At 61.3% G+C, this 14,996-nt stretch carries 13 protein-coding genes and 1 tRNA gene; 3 read left to right on the forward strand and 11 right to left on the reverse strand.

The genetic code is table 11. The annotated features are described in order from the left end of the window. Positions 1-21 precede the first annotated feature (21 nt). From fzlA to AC6GQJ_RS12110, 3 genes are read right to left on the reverse strand one after another with little or no spacing between them, the layout of a single operon-like run. A complete protein-coding gene (fzlA, locus tag AC6GQJ_RS12100) occupies positions 22-687 on the reverse strand; it encodes an FtsZ-binding protein FzlA (protein WP_500768555.1) in 666 nt (221 codons plus the stop codon). A 56-nt stretch (positions 688-743) separates the two neighbouring features. After that, a complete protein-coding gene (gene mtgA / locus AC6GQJ_RS12105; RefSeq protein ID WP_500768557.1) occupies positions 744-1,457 on the reverse strand; it encodes a monofunctional biosynthetic peptidoglycan transglycosylase in 714 nt (237 codons plus the stop codon). 35 nt (positions 1,458-1,492) lie between these two features. Then, positions 1,493-2,131 (reverse strand): SGNH/GDSL hydrolase family protein, encoded by a 639-nt coding sequence (locus AC6GQJ_RS12110; RefSeq protein WP_500768559.1) that lies wholly within the window; start codon positions 2,129-2,131, stop codon positions 1,493-1,495. A 178-nt stretch (positions 2,132-2,309) separates the two neighbouring features. Between AC6GQJ_RS12110 and AC6GQJ_RS12115 the strand changes: the two genes are divergently transcribed. Then, positions 2,310-2,564 carry a hypothetical protein gene (locus AC6GQJ_RS12115; protein WP_500768561.1) on the forward strand — a complete coding sequence of 85 codons (255 nt, stop codon included), beginning with the start codon at positions 2,310-2,312 and terminating at the stop codon, positions 2,562-2,564. On the opposite strand, the gene AC6GQJ_RS12120 is transcribed toward AC6GQJ_RS12115, so the two are convergent. The 5 genes from AC6GQJ_RS12120 to AC6GQJ_RS12140 form a co-directional block, all read right to left on the reverse strand. Continuing rightward, positions 2,549-2,890: a hypothetical protein gene (locus tag AC6GQJ_RS12120; RefSeq protein ID WP_500768563.1), complete on the reverse strand. Its 342-nt coding sequence runs from the start codon at positions 2,888-2,890 to the stop codon at positions 2,549-2,551. The two genes, AC6GQJ_RS12115 and AC6GQJ_RS12120, sit on opposite strands and share 16 nt — an antisense overlap. Before the next feature lie 120 nt (positions 2,891-3,010). Further along, positions 3,011-7,540: a glutamate synthase large subunit gene (gltB, locus tag AC6GQJ_RS12125; protein WP_500768564.1), complete on the reverse strand. Its 4,530-nt coding sequence runs from the start codon at positions 7,538-7,540 to the stop codon at positions 3,011-3,013. Next, a complete protein-coding gene (locus AC6GQJ_RS12130; protein WP_500768566.1) occupies positions 7,537-8,235 on the reverse strand; it encodes a hypothetical protein in 699 nt (232 codons plus the stop codon). The genes gltB and AC6GQJ_RS12130 overlap by 4 nt, the downstream gene beginning before the upstream one ends. Next, positions 8,232-8,672, reverse strand: a complete 441-nt coding sequence (locus AC6GQJ_RS12135; protein WP_500768568.1) for a GFA family protein — start codon at positions 8,670-8,672, stop codon at positions 8,232-8,234. The genes AC6GQJ_RS12130 and AC6GQJ_RS12135 overlap by 4 nt, the downstream gene beginning before the upstream one ends. A 124-nt stretch (positions 8,673-8,796) precedes the next feature. After that, entirely contained in the window at positions 8,797-10,233 is a 1,437-nt protein-coding gene (locus AC6GQJ_RS12140) for an NAD(P)-dependent oxidoreductase (protein WP_500768570.1), read from the reverse strand. 217 nt (positions 10,234-10,450) lie between these two features. Here AC6GQJ_RS12140 and AC6GQJ_RS12145 point away from each other — a divergent pair, with 217 nt between their 5' ends. Beyond that, a complete protein-coding gene (locus AC6GQJ_RS12145; RefSeq protein WP_500768572.1) occupies positions 10,451-11,254 on the forward strand; it encodes an undecaprenyl-diphosphate phosphatase in 804 nt (267 codons plus the stop codon). Here the strand turns inward: AC6GQJ_RS12145 and AC6GQJ_RS12150 are convergent. After that, a complete protein-coding gene (locus AC6GQJ_RS12150; protein ID WP_500768574.1) occupies positions 11,251-12,231 on the reverse strand; it encodes a complex I NDUFA9 subunit family protein in 981 nt (326 codons plus the stop codon). The two genes, AC6GQJ_RS12145 and AC6GQJ_RS12150, sit on opposite strands and share 4 nt — an antisense overlap. Before the next feature lie 203 nt (positions 12,232-12,434). Here AC6GQJ_RS12150 and AC6GQJ_RS12155 point away from each other — a divergent pair. Next, a tRNA-Leu gene (locus tag AC6GQJ_RS12155) sits at positions 12,435-12,521 on the forward strand. 154 nt (positions 12,522-12,675) lie between these two features. Here AC6GQJ_RS12155 and AC6GQJ_RS12160 read toward each other — a convergent pair. Together AC6GQJ_RS12160 and AC6GQJ_RS12165 are read right to left on the reverse strand one after the other, a co-directional pair. Next, positions 12,676-13,212: a cytochrome b gene (locus AC6GQJ_RS12160; protein WP_500768576.1), complete on the reverse strand. Its 537-nt coding sequence runs from the start codon at positions 13,210-13,212 to the stop codon at positions 12,676-12,678. Between the two features lie 58 nt (positions 13,213-13,270). Continuing rightward, positions 13,271-14,914, reverse strand: coding sequence for an FAD/NAD(P)-binding protein (locus tag AC6GQJ_RS12165; RefSeq protein WP_500768578.1), 1,644 nt, complete (start codon positions 14,912-14,914; stop codon positions 13,271-13,273). Between the last annotated feature and the right edge of the window lie 82 nt (positions 14,915-14,996).

Raw genomic sequence — 14,996 nt, forward strand, 5'->3', positions numbered from 1 at the left:
CCCCCGGTCAGACCAAAGGGATCAAAAATCCAGATCATTGTAATGTTCGGGTGGCGGGAAACCCGCGACCTGATCGGCCAGAATGGACCGGAATGCGGGGCGGGATTTGATCTTGGCGTACCAGTCCTTGACCGCCACGCTGCGGTTCCAATCCACGTCCGAAATGTAGTCGAGCGATGACAGATGCGCCGCCGCCGCGAAATCGGCCAGTGTCATGTTGTCCCCCGCCAGCCAGCGGCGATGGTCCAGCAGCCACGTCATGTAATCCAGATGGTATTTGATCGCCTTCGCGCCATCCTTGACGTTGCGACTGTCGGGGAAACCCTGACCCATGACCTTCTTGTTCACCCGCTCGTACAGCAGTTTCGACGTCACCTCGTTGTGGAACTTGTCGTCAAACCAGCCCACCAGCCGACGCACTTCCAACCGCTCGGTCGCACCCGAAGGCATTAGCGACGGTTCGGGGCGGGTTTCCTCGATATATTCGCAGATCGCCGCGCTTTCCGACATCATCACCCCGTCAAGGCGCAGCACCGGCACTTTGGCCGCCGGATTGCGCCGCAGAAAGTCGGGATCCGCCTCCCAGTACTTCTCCTCGACAAGCTCGACCTCGATTTTCTTCTCGGCAAGGCTCAGGCGCACTTTGCGGCAGAACGGAGACAAAGGAACATGAAATAGGCGGGCCATGATTTTTCCAAAGTGGGATAGGGGTCAGGCATCCATGCACGCATGGCGTCAGGTTTTCAACTCTGGAAACACGCCGCGCGTCCGTCCGCGCGGATCGTAGCCGCCCCATCCAGAATCCGTGCCGCCCGTTTGCGAACATATCCCGATGGTTTACCTGCGGACCGGTCCTTGGGGTCGGGCAGGACGGCGGCCAGACGGGCGGCTTGGGTGTCGCTCAGGTCGGCCGCATCAACGCCGAAATAGTGCTGCGCGGCTGCCTGCACGCCGAACACGCCCTCATCGAACTCGGCCACGTTCAGATAGACTTCAAGGATGCGCCGCTTGCTCCACAGCGCTTCGACCAGCGGGGTCATGCCCGCTTCCATCACTTTGCGCAGCCATGTGCGCCCGTGCCAGAGGTAGACGTTCTTGACGACCTGCTGGCTGATGGTCGAGGCACCGCGCCCGCCGCCTTCTTCGATGGCGGCGCGGATCGCGTTCACATCCAGCCCCCAGTGCAGGCAGAAATTCGCATCCTCTGCCGCCACGGCGGCGCGGGGCATGATGGGCGCGATGTTCTCCATCGCGGTCCAATCCTGCGACACCCCGCCCAGACGGCGCGATTCCTGCATCATGTAGAAGGTCGTCGGCGGGTTCAGCAGCCCCCATAGGATCGTGCCCAGCACGGCCACCAGAAACAGCACGCAAAAGCCGCGCAGGGCCCATTTCAGGGTCCAGCGCACAGGCCTGAACTTGCGCGGAGTGCGTTTCTTGGTGCTGCGTTTCGCCATGGCCCAGCTATAGGGGCGCGGGCGGGCCAAGTGAACTACTGTGCGATCGATTGGGCCAGATATGTGCCAATTCTGCGTGCGCCCTTTGCCGATGGGTGGATGCCGTCAAAGGCGAACAGGCTGCGGTCCTTTGCCGATACCGCGTCCTCGCTGTCGAGGAACTGTAACCCGTCGGTGCGCGCCGCCAGCCGTGCGATGCGGGCGTCATATTCCACCAGATAGGGGCGGCATCCGGCGAACTGCCCTGATCGCGCGCTCAGGTAGTAACCCATCCAGACCACGCGCGTGCCACTGCTCAGGATTTCGGCCATCAGCTTGGGCACCTCGCCGGTCAGGTCCGGTGCAATCAGCCCGTCCAGCACCGTGTCGCAGGCACTGCAATTGCAGTCGGCCAGCAGATCGTTGGCCCCACCATTGACCAGCACCAGATCCCATGTGCCACGGCGGAACTGGGCACGCACATCGAACCCTGTGGCCCGCCCAAGGGCCGAGTCGTTGGAAAACCGCGCGCCTGCAACCGCGCCATTCTCGACCTCGGCACCCAAAAGGTCGCCCATTTCAGACGGGATGTCCCGCCCCGTCCACTTGTGCCAGGCCAGAATGCTGTCCCCGATGGCCAGAACCCGCAAAGGCTCTGCCGCCACGGGGACAGCAAGAAAAATCAAGATGATCATCAACATACGCATGGGCCAGAGGTAAGGCGGCACCCCAGCCTGTCCAGCCGTGAACGCTTGATTCACCAAAAACGCAGAAAACTCTAATCAATTACAAAAGGTTAATCGCTAACGGAGTGTGTACGATTCGGGTATCATCCTTCTATCGGAAGCACTTTTAAACTTCGGAGAAACGGAGATGATCGAAGGAACCATTCAAACCGTACCCGGTGCAATCGCACCCCAGTTTCGCGTCCTGAATGCCGCAGATGCCGCCCTAATCTGGGTTCTCAAATGGTCCGGTGATGCGGAACATGTGATTGCCAACAAACTCGGCACCATGCCCAGCCGCGTGTCGGCAGTCCTATCCGAAAGCACCCATATCGGCAGCCGCGACAAGGCCAGTAAAATGGTGGCCCATTCCGAACCTCAGCCGAGCTATTTGAGGGGGTAGCGCCGCCCTTTATTGGGTCCGCTGGTATAGACAACCGTTGTGCCGTTGGCCTTGCGGTCAAAGTAGAATTTGCTTTTCTTCTTGGTGGCGGCGTCGCGGATTTCCACGTTCCCGTTCGGGGATATTTTGAATGTGCCTGTTTCGGCCGCATTCGCGTGCTGGAAATCGAATGTACCGTCCGGTTTGAACGTGGCGACACTGCCCGCTTGGAACTGCAACGGACCAGCGGCCAGCAAGGCGGCGGCCTCTTTCCCCTTCAATCTGTCGGCCATCGCCGCGCCGGACATCAGAACAACTGCCGCGCAGGCCATCAAAAATCTTACCATCGTAAATCTCTCGCTAAAGTTCAGTCCCGCCCACTATGCATAGCCCCCTGAACGGGTAAAGGCCGGCGCGCGTTTCGCACGCCGGCCTTTATGTCAGGTAAACAGGTTCCGCTCGCGGGCTTACTCCGCCGGAATGGCCCCTGCATCAAGGCTCAGCGGAGCAGGCAGGTGCACCAGCATCTCTTTCGGGCAGACCTGAAGGAAATGATGCTGCTCCGCTTCCCAGTGTTGCAGGATGTCGGCGGCTTTGACGCTGCCTGTTTCCAGCAGGTGACGCTCCAGCAGTTCTTCAAGCTGGCTCATCCAGTGGGACACGGTCACAGGGCAGGCGACCAGCGTTTCCATGTTCATCAGGTCCAGCGCAGTGCCATGCGGATCGTAGAGATAGGCCATACCGCCCGTCATGCCCGCACCGAAGTTCGCACCGATCTCGCCAAGGATTACCGCAACGCCGCCGGTCATGTATTCACACCCGTTCGACCCGCAGCCTTCGATGACCACTTTCGCACCCGAGTTGCGCACCGCAAACCGTTCACCCGCGCGCCCTGCGGCAAACAGGTAACCGTCGGTCGCACCATACAGAACGGTGTTGCCGATGATGGTGTTTTCCGACGCGACAATGGGCGAGGCCATGGGCGGTCGCACAACAATCGTGCCACCGGACAGGCCCTTGCCGACATAGTCGTTGGCATCGCCCGACACTTCCAGCTTCAGACCCGGTGCCGCGAAAGCACCCAGCGACTGGCCCGCCGAACCGGTCAATTTGACCGTCAGGTGATCGGGTTGCAGGCTGTTGCGCATGCCGAACTTACGCACGATGTGGCTGGAGGTGCGGGTGCCCACGGTACGATGCGTGTTCTGCACCGCATAAGACAGCTGCATCTTTTCGCCATCCTCAAGGAACCGCGCCGCATCGCGCACGATCTGTGCGTCCAGCGTGTCAGGGACCGCGTTGCGTTCCTTGTCGCGGTTATAGACGATGTCCGCCGCACCATCGACAGTGATCAGCATCGGGTTCAGGTCCAGATCGTCCAGATGGGCCGACCCGCGGCTGACCTGCGCCAGCAGATCCGCACGGCCAATCACGTCATCCATGCTGCGCGCCCCGATCGAGGCAAGCAATTCACGCACTTCCTGCGCATAGAAGGTGATCAGGTTCACAACCTTGTCGGCATTGCCGGTGAACTTGTCGCGCAGCGCTTCGTCCTGCGTACACACGCCCACGGGGCAGGTGTTGGACTGGCACTGACGCACCATGATACAGCCCATCGCGATCAGCGCCGCAGTGCCGATGCCGTATTCCTCGGCCCCCAGCATGGCGGCCATCACGATGTCGCGGCCCGTGCGCAAACCACCATCGGTGCGCAGGGTGACGCGACCGCGCAGGTTGTTCATCGACAGTACCTGATGCGCTTCGGTCAGGCCCATTTCCCATGGCAGACCCGCATATTTGATCGAGGTCGCAGGGGACGCACCCGTGCCGCCATTGTGCCCCGAAATCAGGATCACATCGGCCTTGGCCTTGGCCACACCGGCGGCAATCGTGCCCACGCCCGAGGACGCAACCAGTTTCACCGTCACCTTACAGCGCGGGTTGATCTGTTTCAGGTCATAGATCAGCTGCGCCAGATCCTCGATCGAATAGATGTCGTGGTGCGGCGGCGGCGAGATCAGCGTCACACCCTTGGTCGAATGGCGCAGACGGGCAATCAGGTCGGTGACCTTCATACCTGGCAACTGGCCACCCTCACCGGGCTTGGCACCTTGCGCGACCTTGATCTCCAGTTCTTCGCACTGGTTCAGGTATTCGGCAGTCACGCCGAACCGGCCCGATGCCACCTGCTTGATCTTCGCAGACGGGTTGTCGCCATTGGGTTCGGGGTGGAAATGCGCGGGATCTTCCCCGCCCTCGCCACTGTCCGACTTGGCACCGATCCGGTTCATCGCCACGTTCAGCGTCTTGTGCGCCTCGGGCGACAGCGCCCCCAGCGACATGCCCGGCGTGACAAAGCGTTTGCGGATGCTGGTGATGCTTTCCACTTCTTCCAGCGGCACGGCAGGGCCAAGCGGCTTGATGTCCATCAGGTCGCGCAGGTGGATCGGCGGGGCCGACCGCATCTTGGCCGAATACTGCTTCCACATGGCAAAGGACGCCTTGTTGCACGCCATTTGCAGCATATGCATCGAGGTCGCTTCCCACGCGTGTGTCTCGCCCGAGGTACGCGCCTTGTAGAAGCCGCCGATGGGCAGCACGTTGGTGCCGTCCCAACCTTGCTTGTGCACGCCTTCGGCTTTGGCTTGGATGCCGGTGATGCCGATGCCGCTGATGCGGCTGATCATGCCGGGGAAGTATTCGGCGCACATGGCGCGCGACAGGCCCACGGCCTCAAAGTTCATGCCGCCCCGATAGGACGAGATAACGGAAATACCCATCTTCGCCATGATCTTGAGAAGCCCCTGATCAATCGCGTTGCGATAGCGCGCAACCGCTTCGGTCAGGGTGCCGTCCAGCAGGCCGCGATCAATGCGGTCCGCCAGCGAATCTTCGGCCAGATAGGCGTTGACCACGGTCGCACCACAGCCGATCAGAACCGCAAAATAGTGTGGGTCGATACATTCCGCCGACCGCACGTTCAGCGAACAGAAAGTCCGCAGCCCTTTGCGTGTCAGATGGCTGTGCACCGCCGAGGTGGCCAGAATCATCGGCATCGCGATCTTTTCCGCGTCCGAATGCTGGTCTGTCAGAACGATGTGACCCGCACCGGACCGTACCGCGTCCTCGACCTCGCGGCGGATACGGCCAAGGCTGGTGTTCAGCGCGCCCGCACCGGGGGTAAAGGTACAATCGATCTCCACCAGATTGGCGTTGAAATGCGTGGTCAGAACGTCCCACTGCGCGTTGCCCACAAAGGGGCTGTCCAGCGTGATGATCTCGGTCTGCGCGCTGCTTTCGTCCAGCACGTTCTTGAGGTTCCCGAACCGCGTTTTCAGGCTCATCACGCGGAATTCGCGCAAGCTGTCGATGGGCGGGTTCGTGACCTGAGAGAAGTTCTGCCGGAAGAAATGCGACAGCGGGCGGTATTTCTTGGACAGAACCGCCGACGGCGTGTCATCGCCCATCGAGGCCAGCGTTTCCTTCCCGTCCTCTGCCATTGGCAACAGGATCTGTTCCAGTTCCTCGATGCTATAGCCTGCCGCGATCTGGCGGCGGCGCAGGTCATCGCCTGCGAACAGCGCCTTTTCGGTCACGCCGGTGATTTCTGGTTCCAGTTCCTTGATCTTGCCGACCCAGTCGCCAAAGGGCTGGCTGGCGGCCAGACGGTCCTTGATTTCGGTGTCGTGGTACAGCTTGCCATCGACCATATCCACGGCCAGCAACTGACCGGGGCCAAGCGCGCCCTTTTCGACCACGTTCGCTTCGTCCTGCGGCACCATGCCGGTTTCGGAACCCGCAATCACCATGCCGTCGCGCGTCACCACATAGCGCATCGGGCGCAGACCGTTCCGGTCCAGACCCGCACAGACCCAGCGACCGTCGGTCATCGCCAGCGCGGCAGGGCCGTCCCACGGCTCCATCACCGAGTTGCAATAGGAATACATGTCGCGCCACGCTTCGGGCAGTTCGACCGCCTGCTTGGACCAGCTTTCGGGCACCAGCATCGTCTTGGCCATCGGCGCATTGCGCCCCGCGCGCACCAGCACCTCGAACACCGCGTCCAGCGCGGCACTGTCCGACGACCCAGAGGCGACGATGGGCTTGATGTCTTCGGCCATGTCGCCAAAGGCACCGCTTGCCATGCGGATCTCGTGAGATTTCATCCAGTTCAGGTTGCCCTTCAGCGTGTTGATCTCGCCGTTATGGGCCAGCATGCGGAACGGCTGTGCCAGCCACCACTGCGGGAAGGTGTTGGTGGAATAGCGCTGGTGATAGATCGCAAAGGCGGACTCAAACCGCTCGTCCATCAGGTCGGGATAGAATTCCGCCACCTGTTCGGCCAGCATCATGCCTTTGTAGATGATCGACCGGCACGACATCGACGCGATGTACAGCGTTGGTACCTGCGCCGCCGCAGCCGCCTTTTCGATGCGGCGACGGATCACGTACAACTCGCGCTCGAAGGTTTCCTCGTCCACACCCTTGGTGTTCGAAATCAGGATCTGCTCGATCTCGGGGCGGGTGGCGTTGGCCTTTTCACCAAGGCACGAGATATTCACAGGCACATGGCGCCAGCCATAGATGTAATAGCCCATGCGCAGCACTTCGGTTTCCACGATGGTCCGGCAGGTTTCCTGCGCGCCAAAATCGGTGCGGGGCAGGAACACCTGACCCACCGCCATCAGCAGGTTGCGGTCGGGTGTGTGACCTGTGCGTTCGATCTGGTCGTAAAAGAACGACACCGGAATTTGCACGTGAATGCCCGCGCCATCGCCGGTCTTTCCGTCCGCATCTACCGCACCACGGTGCCAGATCGCCTTCAGCGCCTTGATGCCGTTTTCAACGACCGCACGGCTGCGCGACCCGTCCACCGACACAACAAGGCCGACCCCGCAAGAGCTGTGCTCTTCGGCTTCGGAATACAGACCGTTTTCGGCCATGAACGCGCGCTTGGCTTCCTCGCGGGCCACCCATTCGGCATCATATTTGGTCATTGGTCATATCCTTTCTCAGACGGGACAAAGCGGGCCAGCGAGGCCTCGCAGTCGTAAAGCGGGGTCTTGGTAAAAAAGCCGGGCTCATCAGGATAGATGAAGTCCACAGGCGATTGGTCGATCTCGAAGGCGGTGCCATCGCTGGTGCCTTCATAGGTACCGGCAATGAAACGGCGGTGGCGGAGCGAGACATATTCATGCCCCGACAGTTCCAGCACCGTGCCGCTGGTGGTTTCGTGACGGGCGCTGAACTCGGTGACCAACAGCGGTTCGTCGTCAATCACGACCTCTTCGCCCGTCAGCCGGTCAAAGCCGACAACCCGCACCGGCCCGGTGGGCGTGCGCATGGTGAAATCATAACTGTCGATGCCGGTTTCCAGCAATTCGCTCAGGCTTGCCGGATCATCCGAAGGCTGGATCAACTCGCGACGGCGCATCGGGAACAGGTCATAGGATTCGACCCACTGCGTTTCGCTGTCGATGCGCGCCATAAAGCTCGGGCCATCGGCCTGAAACTCCATGCGCCAGCTATGGCCGGGATTGGCGTCGCAGGTCCAGATATTGTCCACCTGACAGCTACGCGACTGCACGGTCAGCGTGCCGGTGCAGCCCTCTGGCGGATAGAACCGGTTGGGGCTTTGCGCCATGGCACTGCCACAGGCCAGCATCAGCGATATGATCGCCACGGCCCTCATGCGCCCGCATCCAGATCGGGGTTCAACGCGGCCACGTCGGCGCGCGTCAACTGCTTGTGACCGTTTCCGGCCAAGGCAAAGCTGTCGGGCTTGTGGTCGATGAAAATCTCGTGGCTTAGGGTAAAGCCGTTGGGATCGTCAAACAGTCCAAGCGGCAGATCGGTGCCGCCGAACCACTGGTCGCGTTTGGTGTGGCGGAAAAACAGGGCGGTGCCGCATTCCTTGCACCACGCACGCTCGGCCCAGTCAGAGAAAGCGCGGCGGGCAATATGCTCGCTGCCATGCCATGTCAGGTCGTCGGTCTTCACCGACACTTCCAGCAGGGCCGATCCGGTCCAGCGGCGGCAGCTTTCACAATGACAGACACCATACGAGTCGGGCACGTTGACTGCGTCAAAGCGTACAGCACCGCACAGGCATCCCCCCGACTTGTTCATGTTGTCTCTCCTAGGTGTGGCAGCTTGGCTGACCTAAAATCTGTCTTCGTCTTTTTGTGGTGCACGGGGCGGTGCACAAACAGTGCACAGGCTGTGCACAGGTGGTGTATCGCGAAAATCGACCCTATTCGGCGGCCATCGCAGTGGCGTTGAACGTGTTCAGAATGCCCTCGGCACAGTCGCGACCGTCGCGAATGGCCCAAACGACCAACGACGCACCGCGCACGATGTCACCAACGGCGTAAACGCCATCCATACCGGTTCTGCCGGTGGTGAACTCGGCCTTGATCGTGCCCCAACGGGTCACTTCCAACGCGGGCTCGTCCCACAGTGTCGGCAGTTCTTCGGGCTCGAACCCAAGCGCCTTGATGACCAGATCGGCCTCTTCCACATAATCCGCACCCTCGATCACTTCGGGGGCCTGACGGCCTGTGGCATCCGGTGCGCCAAGGCGCATCTTCTGCACCATTACGCCCGCAACCTTGTCGCCATCTGTGGTGAACCCTTTGGGCGCGCTCAGCCATTCGAATACCACGCCTTCTTCCTCGGCGTTTTGCACTTCACGCTGGCTGCCCGGCATGTTGGTACGGTCGCGGCGGTACAGGCATTTGACCGATGTCGCACCCTGACGGATCGACGTGCGCACACAGTCCATCGCCGTGTCGCCACCGCCGATGACCACAACCTTCTTACCGGCTGCGTTCAAGCGGCCCGTGTCGAACTCGGCCACATCATCGCCAAAGCTTTTGCGGTTGCTGGCGGTCAGGAAATCAATCGCCTTTTCGATGCCCGACGCTTCGCCGTTCGGCATGGTCAGATCGCGGCTTTTGTACACGCCTGTTGCAATAATCACCGCATCATGGGCCGCACGGATGTCCGCGAACGAGATGTCCTCGCCCACTGTGCAATTCAGTTTGAAGGTCACGCCGCCCAGCTCAAGCTGTTCGTTGCGGCGCATCACCACGTCCTTCTCCAGCTTGAAGCCGGGGATGCCATAGGTCAGCAACCCGCCCGCACGGTCATAGCGGTCATAGATCGTGACCTGCACGCCCGCACGGCGCAGCACATCCGCCGCCGCCAGACCACCGGGGCCAGCGCCGATGATGCCAACAGACTCGGCGCGCTCGGTGGCGGGCTTGATGGGCTGGACCCAGCCGTTTTCCCACGCGGTGTCTGTAATATATTTCTCGACCGACCCGATGGTGACGGTGCCGTGGCCGGACTGTTCGATCACACAGTTGCCTTCACACAGACGGTCCTGCGGGCAGATGCGGCCACAGATTTCGGGGAAGGTATTGGTGGCCTGCGACACTTCGTAGGCTTCCTGAAGACGCCCCTCGGCAGTCAGGCGCAGCCAGTCGGGGATGTTGTTGTTCAGCGGGCAGTGCGACTGGCAATAAGGCACACCACATTGCGAACAACGGCTCGACTGCTCTTGCGCCTTGGCGGTCGCGTACTCGGCATAAATCTCGCCGAAATCTTCCCGCCGTACACTGGCGTCACGCTTGGCGGGCATATCACGTGGAATGTTGACAAATTTCAGCATCGGTTGCTCGGCCATGGTACGCTCCTGCCAGTAAGGATTCAGTCAGCGCGGGATATTCTATTTACCCGCACAATAAAAGGCAGCAGTGCTGACCTATTAGTGGAATTTTTTAGAAATTAGCGCCCGCTGCTGGACTTTTTGGCAAATTAAAGGTCCGAATCGGACTTAATGAGCGGGTTTGCGTTCAGAATCATAGGCTTCTAGTAACAGGCCATTCAGATAAGGCTGCGCCATGACCCTCTTCCAACTTTTGCTCGTCGCGATCATCCAAGGCATCACAGAATTTCTGCCGGTGTCTTCTTCGGGCCACCTGATCCTTCTGCCCGCCCTGACCGGCGGGCCGGATCAGGGCTTGGCAATTGATGTGGCGGTGCATGTCGGCACGCTGCTGGCCGTGATTCTCTATTTCCGCTCGGATGTGGCCGTGGCCGCGCGCGGGTTGGGCCGCCTTGCCCAAGGGCGCAGCGATACGCCCGGCGCGTTTCTTGCCCTGTGCCTGATCATCGCAACCATCCCCGCGCTGATCGTCGGCCTCGCCATCAAGGTCACGGGGTTGGACGAGGCGATGCGCTCCGTCGCGGTGATCGGCTGGACGATGCTGGGCTTTGGTGTGGTGCTGTACTGGGCCGACCGCACCGGCGGCACAGAACGCGACGCGCAGGACTGGACGCTAAAACACGCGATCTACATGGGGCTGGCGCAATGCCTCGCCCTGATCCCTGGCACATCGCGTTCCGGCATCACCATCACCGCCGCGCGCAAGCTGGGCTATGGGCGGGAAGGGGCGGCCAAGCTGTCCATGCTGATGTCGATCCCCGTCATCATCGCCTCGGGCGCGGTCCTCAGCCTTGATGTGGTGGGGCAGGCGAACTGGGCGCTGGCCCATGACGCGGGCATCGCTGCGGCCTTTGCCTTTGTCGCGGCACTGGGGGCGCTTGTGCTGATGATGCGCCTGCTGCGCAGCGTCAGCTTCACGCCCTACGTCATCTATCGTGTAATCTTCGGGATCGGTCTGCTGCTTTGGGCCTACGCTTAGGTGCGCAGGTTCTTAGCGCTTTCCTTGATCGCGTCATACTGACCCGAGGGGCGGAACCGCCACAGATAGTCAGGCAGCACTGATTCCAGCGCCACAGGCGCGATGCCCAGATCCGACAGCCCTTTGGCCCCGTCGCTTACCACGTTGTCGTTGCGCAGGTTCTGCACCTGATCGCGGGTGATCTGCGCGGGCACGATACCCAGCGACAGTTTCTCGCCAATCTCCATGGCAAAAGCAATGACATTGGCCACAGGGAACGGGATGTTCAGAACCCAGCGGCGACGGCGGATCACATCCAGCATCGTGTCCATCAATGCGCGGAAGGATTCCACATCAGGCCCGCCCAGCTCGTAGACACCGGAAACACCGTCAGTGGTCAGCGCCACTTCGACGGCCTTCGCCACATCGTCCACATAGACAGGCTGGAACATCGTGTCCGCACCCACAACCGGCAGGATCGGCCCCAAGCGGGACATGCCTGCAAAGCGGTTAAAGAACCCGTCTTCGCTGCCAAAAATGATCGAGGGGCGCAGGATCACCGCGTCGGGCATATGTGCCAATACGCCAGCTTCGCCCAATGCCTTGGTGCGGGCATAGTCGCTGTCGCTTTCCAGATCCGCACCAATGGCCGAAATCTGCACCATCTGCGCAACGCCCGATTCCGCCGCAAGGCGTGCCACACGGGCCGCCCCTTCGGCCTGAACCGCGTTAAATGTGTTCTTGCCCGATTTGGCCAGAATGCCAACGCAGTTCACAACCGCATCCGCACCGGCCATCACTTCGGCCACCGATGCATCGTCGCGGATGTTGCAAAGAACAGGCTCGACCTGACCGACAACGCCATAGGGTTTGACGTGCATCGCTTCGTTCGGGCGGCGCACGGCCACGCGCACGCGCCATCCCGCCTTCGCCATACGCCGAGCGATATACCTGCCGACAAAACCCGACCCGCCATAGATGGTGACCAGCTTGGACATGTTTACGCTCCTTACGTTAGACGACACCTACGGTCTATCGACCCTCAAACCCCCAGACAAGATACCATTTCGGCCTGTTTGCCCTGCAAAAGCACTGCTGTGAAAGAAACCGTACCGCGGTGATCCGCACATTCCGCAAAAACTCTGACAGAATCGGATTGACACCCCCATCCGCTCCGCTTACACGCCGCCTACCAACCCGTGCCCAGATGGCGGAATTGGTAGACGCGCTGGCTTCAGGTGCCAGTGACCGCAAGGTCGTGGAGGTTCGAGTCCTCTTCTGGGCACCACCGGTTTTCCCCCTCGGAAGACACCGACACTCCCCACACCCGCCTAAGCTTTGCCAGCGTCCAAACGCATCTGGTTTGTCCTGTTGTGTACGCAAAGAAAAAGGGCCGCGCCGGTTTGCCCGTGACGCAGCCCCTTGATCTGACTTCCTAAAGCTCAGGCCATGCGTGCCAGAACATCATCCTTTTGCACAATGCGGTGCCAAACCACCGCCATCGCGATGTGCCCCAGCACCACCAGCGCGAGGATCCAGCCCATTTCCCCGTGCCATTCCGCACCGATTTGCGTCCACGGCACCTCAGCCTCGCGCGCGGGAAAGATGGTCACGCCAAGATAGCTAAGCCCCCGCGTCCCGCCCGCTGCGGCCAGCAGGCGCACGGCAGGGACAATTACCATCAGCGCATAGATCACCACGTGGCCCGCCGTCGCCGCCAGCGCCAGTTGACCCGTTTGCGGCGGACGGCGCGAGATGTTCGCCAGCCCCCATGCGCCTCGGATCAGCACCAACAGGAACAGCGTCGTGCCAAGCGTTGTGTGATAGCTCCACAATGTTTCGCGCAGGGCATTTTCACGTGGCAGCGTCCAATGCGCCGCGGCAGAAAGGAATTGCGCGGCAAACAGGGCGGCCATGCCCCAGTGCAGAATGCGGCTGATAGGGCCATAGCGGTGCGGTGTGTCGGTCAGTGTCGTCATCGGTTACTCGGTTTCCTTGTTACATTTTCATACGCTTTCGCAGGGGGCGGCGGGGGCTTCAAGCCATCCGTTCGGCCACGCCCTTGGCCCATCGGTGTGTCGATGCGCCAAAACAGTCGTGCAGGGAATCAGTTGCGATCACACTGCCCAGCGACAGCCGCCCAAGCAGGCTTAGCCCCTCGTTCACGCTGCCATCCCGCCGCACGGCCGACCCGTCGGGCCGCGTCTGCGCACCGAACCCGTCATCGACGGGCGTCAGGTACCCGTCCTCGATCGCGCCTTTGATCAATGGTTCGGTCACTTGCTCCAAGACAGGGCTGGGCAGCACGGCATCAATCATCACGTGGGCAAGGGTGGCATCATCCCCTTCGATCAGGCGCCATCCCTGCGGCGCAAGGTAGATGTCGGGATCATCCACCTGTTGCAGACCGACCAACCCGTCCTCGATCAGGATCAGCAATTGTTCAGAGGCGGCCACGGGTGGGCCATAGCTGTAGCGTTTCATGCCCTCGTCAAAGCCGACAATGGCCTTGGCCGTCTCCGCGCTCAGCACGGCACTGTTCACGCCGCTGCGAATGTCGTTCTGCAATTTGCGCCAGAGTTGCCCGATGACGTACCCTTCGGACGGGGCAATGCGCTGGTGCGCCATTTCAATCGTGGTGCGCAGCGCGGCAAGCGTGTCCTGAATGTCCTGCGCACCGGGGTCCGTGCGCTCGACCTCCAGCCATGCTTCGACATCATCCCGCGACGGTTCCACATCGAACCCACCGAGAATGCGCAAGTTGGGCGCGACCAGCGCGTCGCTGATGGTTTTCAGTGCGTCCTCTGGGGGCTGTTCAACCGCCGCGGCGAGAGCCGCACGAAAGGCGGACGTCTCATCCTCGGTCGGGTCGAACATGGCGTCCAGTTCAGCAGTCACAGGCTTGGGCGCGGGGGGCAGGCCGTCGCGGGAAAAGGGCAGGATCTTGCGCGGCTCTTGGCCGGAACGGATATACCGTCCGCTTTCGAACCGCCCCGACATGCCCACGGTCAACAGGCGCAGCACATCATGTGTGGACAGCCCAAGACCGCGAATGGCGACGGTCTGATCGCTCCAATCCCGTGCGGCCTTCAACAACTCTGTCCCCGGATAGGCATGTACCAAATCCAGCGAATGTTCCTGTGCATGCGCGCGCCAGCGTTCCAATTGTGGATCGGCTGCTGACGCGGGCTGTCCGGGGGATAGTAGCACCTCGTCATAAGGGCCGTGGCGCGCATCGTCCGCCGTGATCCACCAGCCATCATCGTCGCGGGCAAGGGCGCAGGCGCGGGCGTCTATATGGGAAATGTCGAACCGGTCCTTTGTTGCTGCGCAAAGTGCTTCGAACCGCGCACAAAGATACGCGCCCAGATCGCTGCGGGGCGGGAAGTTGTCGGGCGCATAGTCCGTGGCCGACCATTCCGCAAAGGGCGAGATATGGTCCGCCAGCACATCCGACGGATCAATCTCAAGCGCGCGGACGGGGATGTTCAGGATGCACAGCGGGTCTTCGTCGGGGTGGAAATTCGGCCCCGCCCCCAACGCATCCGTCGTGTCGAACAGGTCGATCTTGCAGCGTTTTGGCCCATGGGTCGTATCGGCGGCCAGCGCCTCAAGCGCGCCCAGACCACGCGGCCCGAATCCGATCACGGCAAGGCGAAGATCAATACTGTCGTGGTCCATGCTGTCGTCCTTTGCATCAGCTGGCACGATATGCGCCACTGCTGACACCGAACGCGCGGGGGCGGCAAAAGTTCACCGCCCC

Source organism: Tateyamaria sp. 7Alg 36, from assembly GCF_059882455.1.

What these genes read in the sequence shown, in the direction of transcription:
- fzlA (WP_500768555.1), bottom strand. Translation starts at nt 687, where the DNA reads ATGGCCCGCCTATTTCATGTTCCTTTGTCTCCGTTCTGCCGCAAAGTG.
- mtgA (WP_500768557.1), bottom strand. Translation starts at nt 1,457, where the DNA reads ATGGCGAAACGCAGCACCAAGAAACGCACTCCGCGCAAGTTCAGGCCT.
- AC6GQJ_RS12110 (WP_500768559.1), bottom strand. Translation starts at nt 2,131, where the DNA reads ATGATCATCTTGATTTTTCTTGCTGTCCCCGTGGCGGCAGAGCCTTTG.
- AC6GQJ_RS12115 (WP_500768561.1), top strand. Translation starts at nt 2,310, where the DNA reads ATGATCGAAGGAACCATTCAAACCGTACCCGGTGCAATCGCACCCCAG.
- AC6GQJ_RS12120 (WP_500768563.1), bottom strand. Translation starts at nt 2,890, where the DNA reads ATGGTAAGATTTTTGATGGCCTGCGCGGCAGTTGTTCTGATGTCCGGC.
- gltB (WP_500768564.1), bottom strand. Translation starts at nt 7,540, where the DNA reads ATGACCAAATATGATGCCGAATGGGTGGCCCGCGAGGAAGCCAAGCGC.
- AC6GQJ_RS12130 (WP_500768566.1), bottom strand. Translation starts at nt 8,235, where the DNA reads ATGAGGGCCGTGGCGATCATATCGCTGATGCTGGCCTGTGGCAGTGCC.
- AC6GQJ_RS12135 (WP_500768568.1), bottom strand. Translation starts at nt 8,672, where the DNA reads ATGAACAAGTCGGGGGGATGCCTGTGCGGTGCTGTACGCTTTGACGCA.
- AC6GQJ_RS12140 (WP_500768570.1), bottom strand. Translation starts at nt 10,233, where the DNA reads ATGGCCGAGCAACCGATGCTGAAATTTGTCAACATTCCACGTGATATG.
- AC6GQJ_RS12145 (WP_500768572.1), top strand. Translation starts at nt 10,451, where the DNA reads ATGACCCTCTTCCAACTTTTGCTCGTCGCGATCATCCAAGGCATCACA.
- AC6GQJ_RS12150 (WP_500768574.1), bottom strand. Translation starts at nt 12,231, where the DNA reads ATGTCCAAGCTGGTCACCATCTATGGCGGGTCGGGTTTTGTCGGCAGG.
- AC6GQJ_RS12160 (WP_500768576.1), bottom strand. Translation starts at nt 13,212, where the DNA reads ATGACGACACTGACCGACACACCGCACCGCTATGGCCCTATCAGCCGC.
- AC6GQJ_RS12165 (WP_500768578.1), bottom strand. Translation starts at nt 14,914, where the DNA reads ATGGACCACGACAGTATTGATCTTCGCCTTGCCGTGATCGGATTCGGG.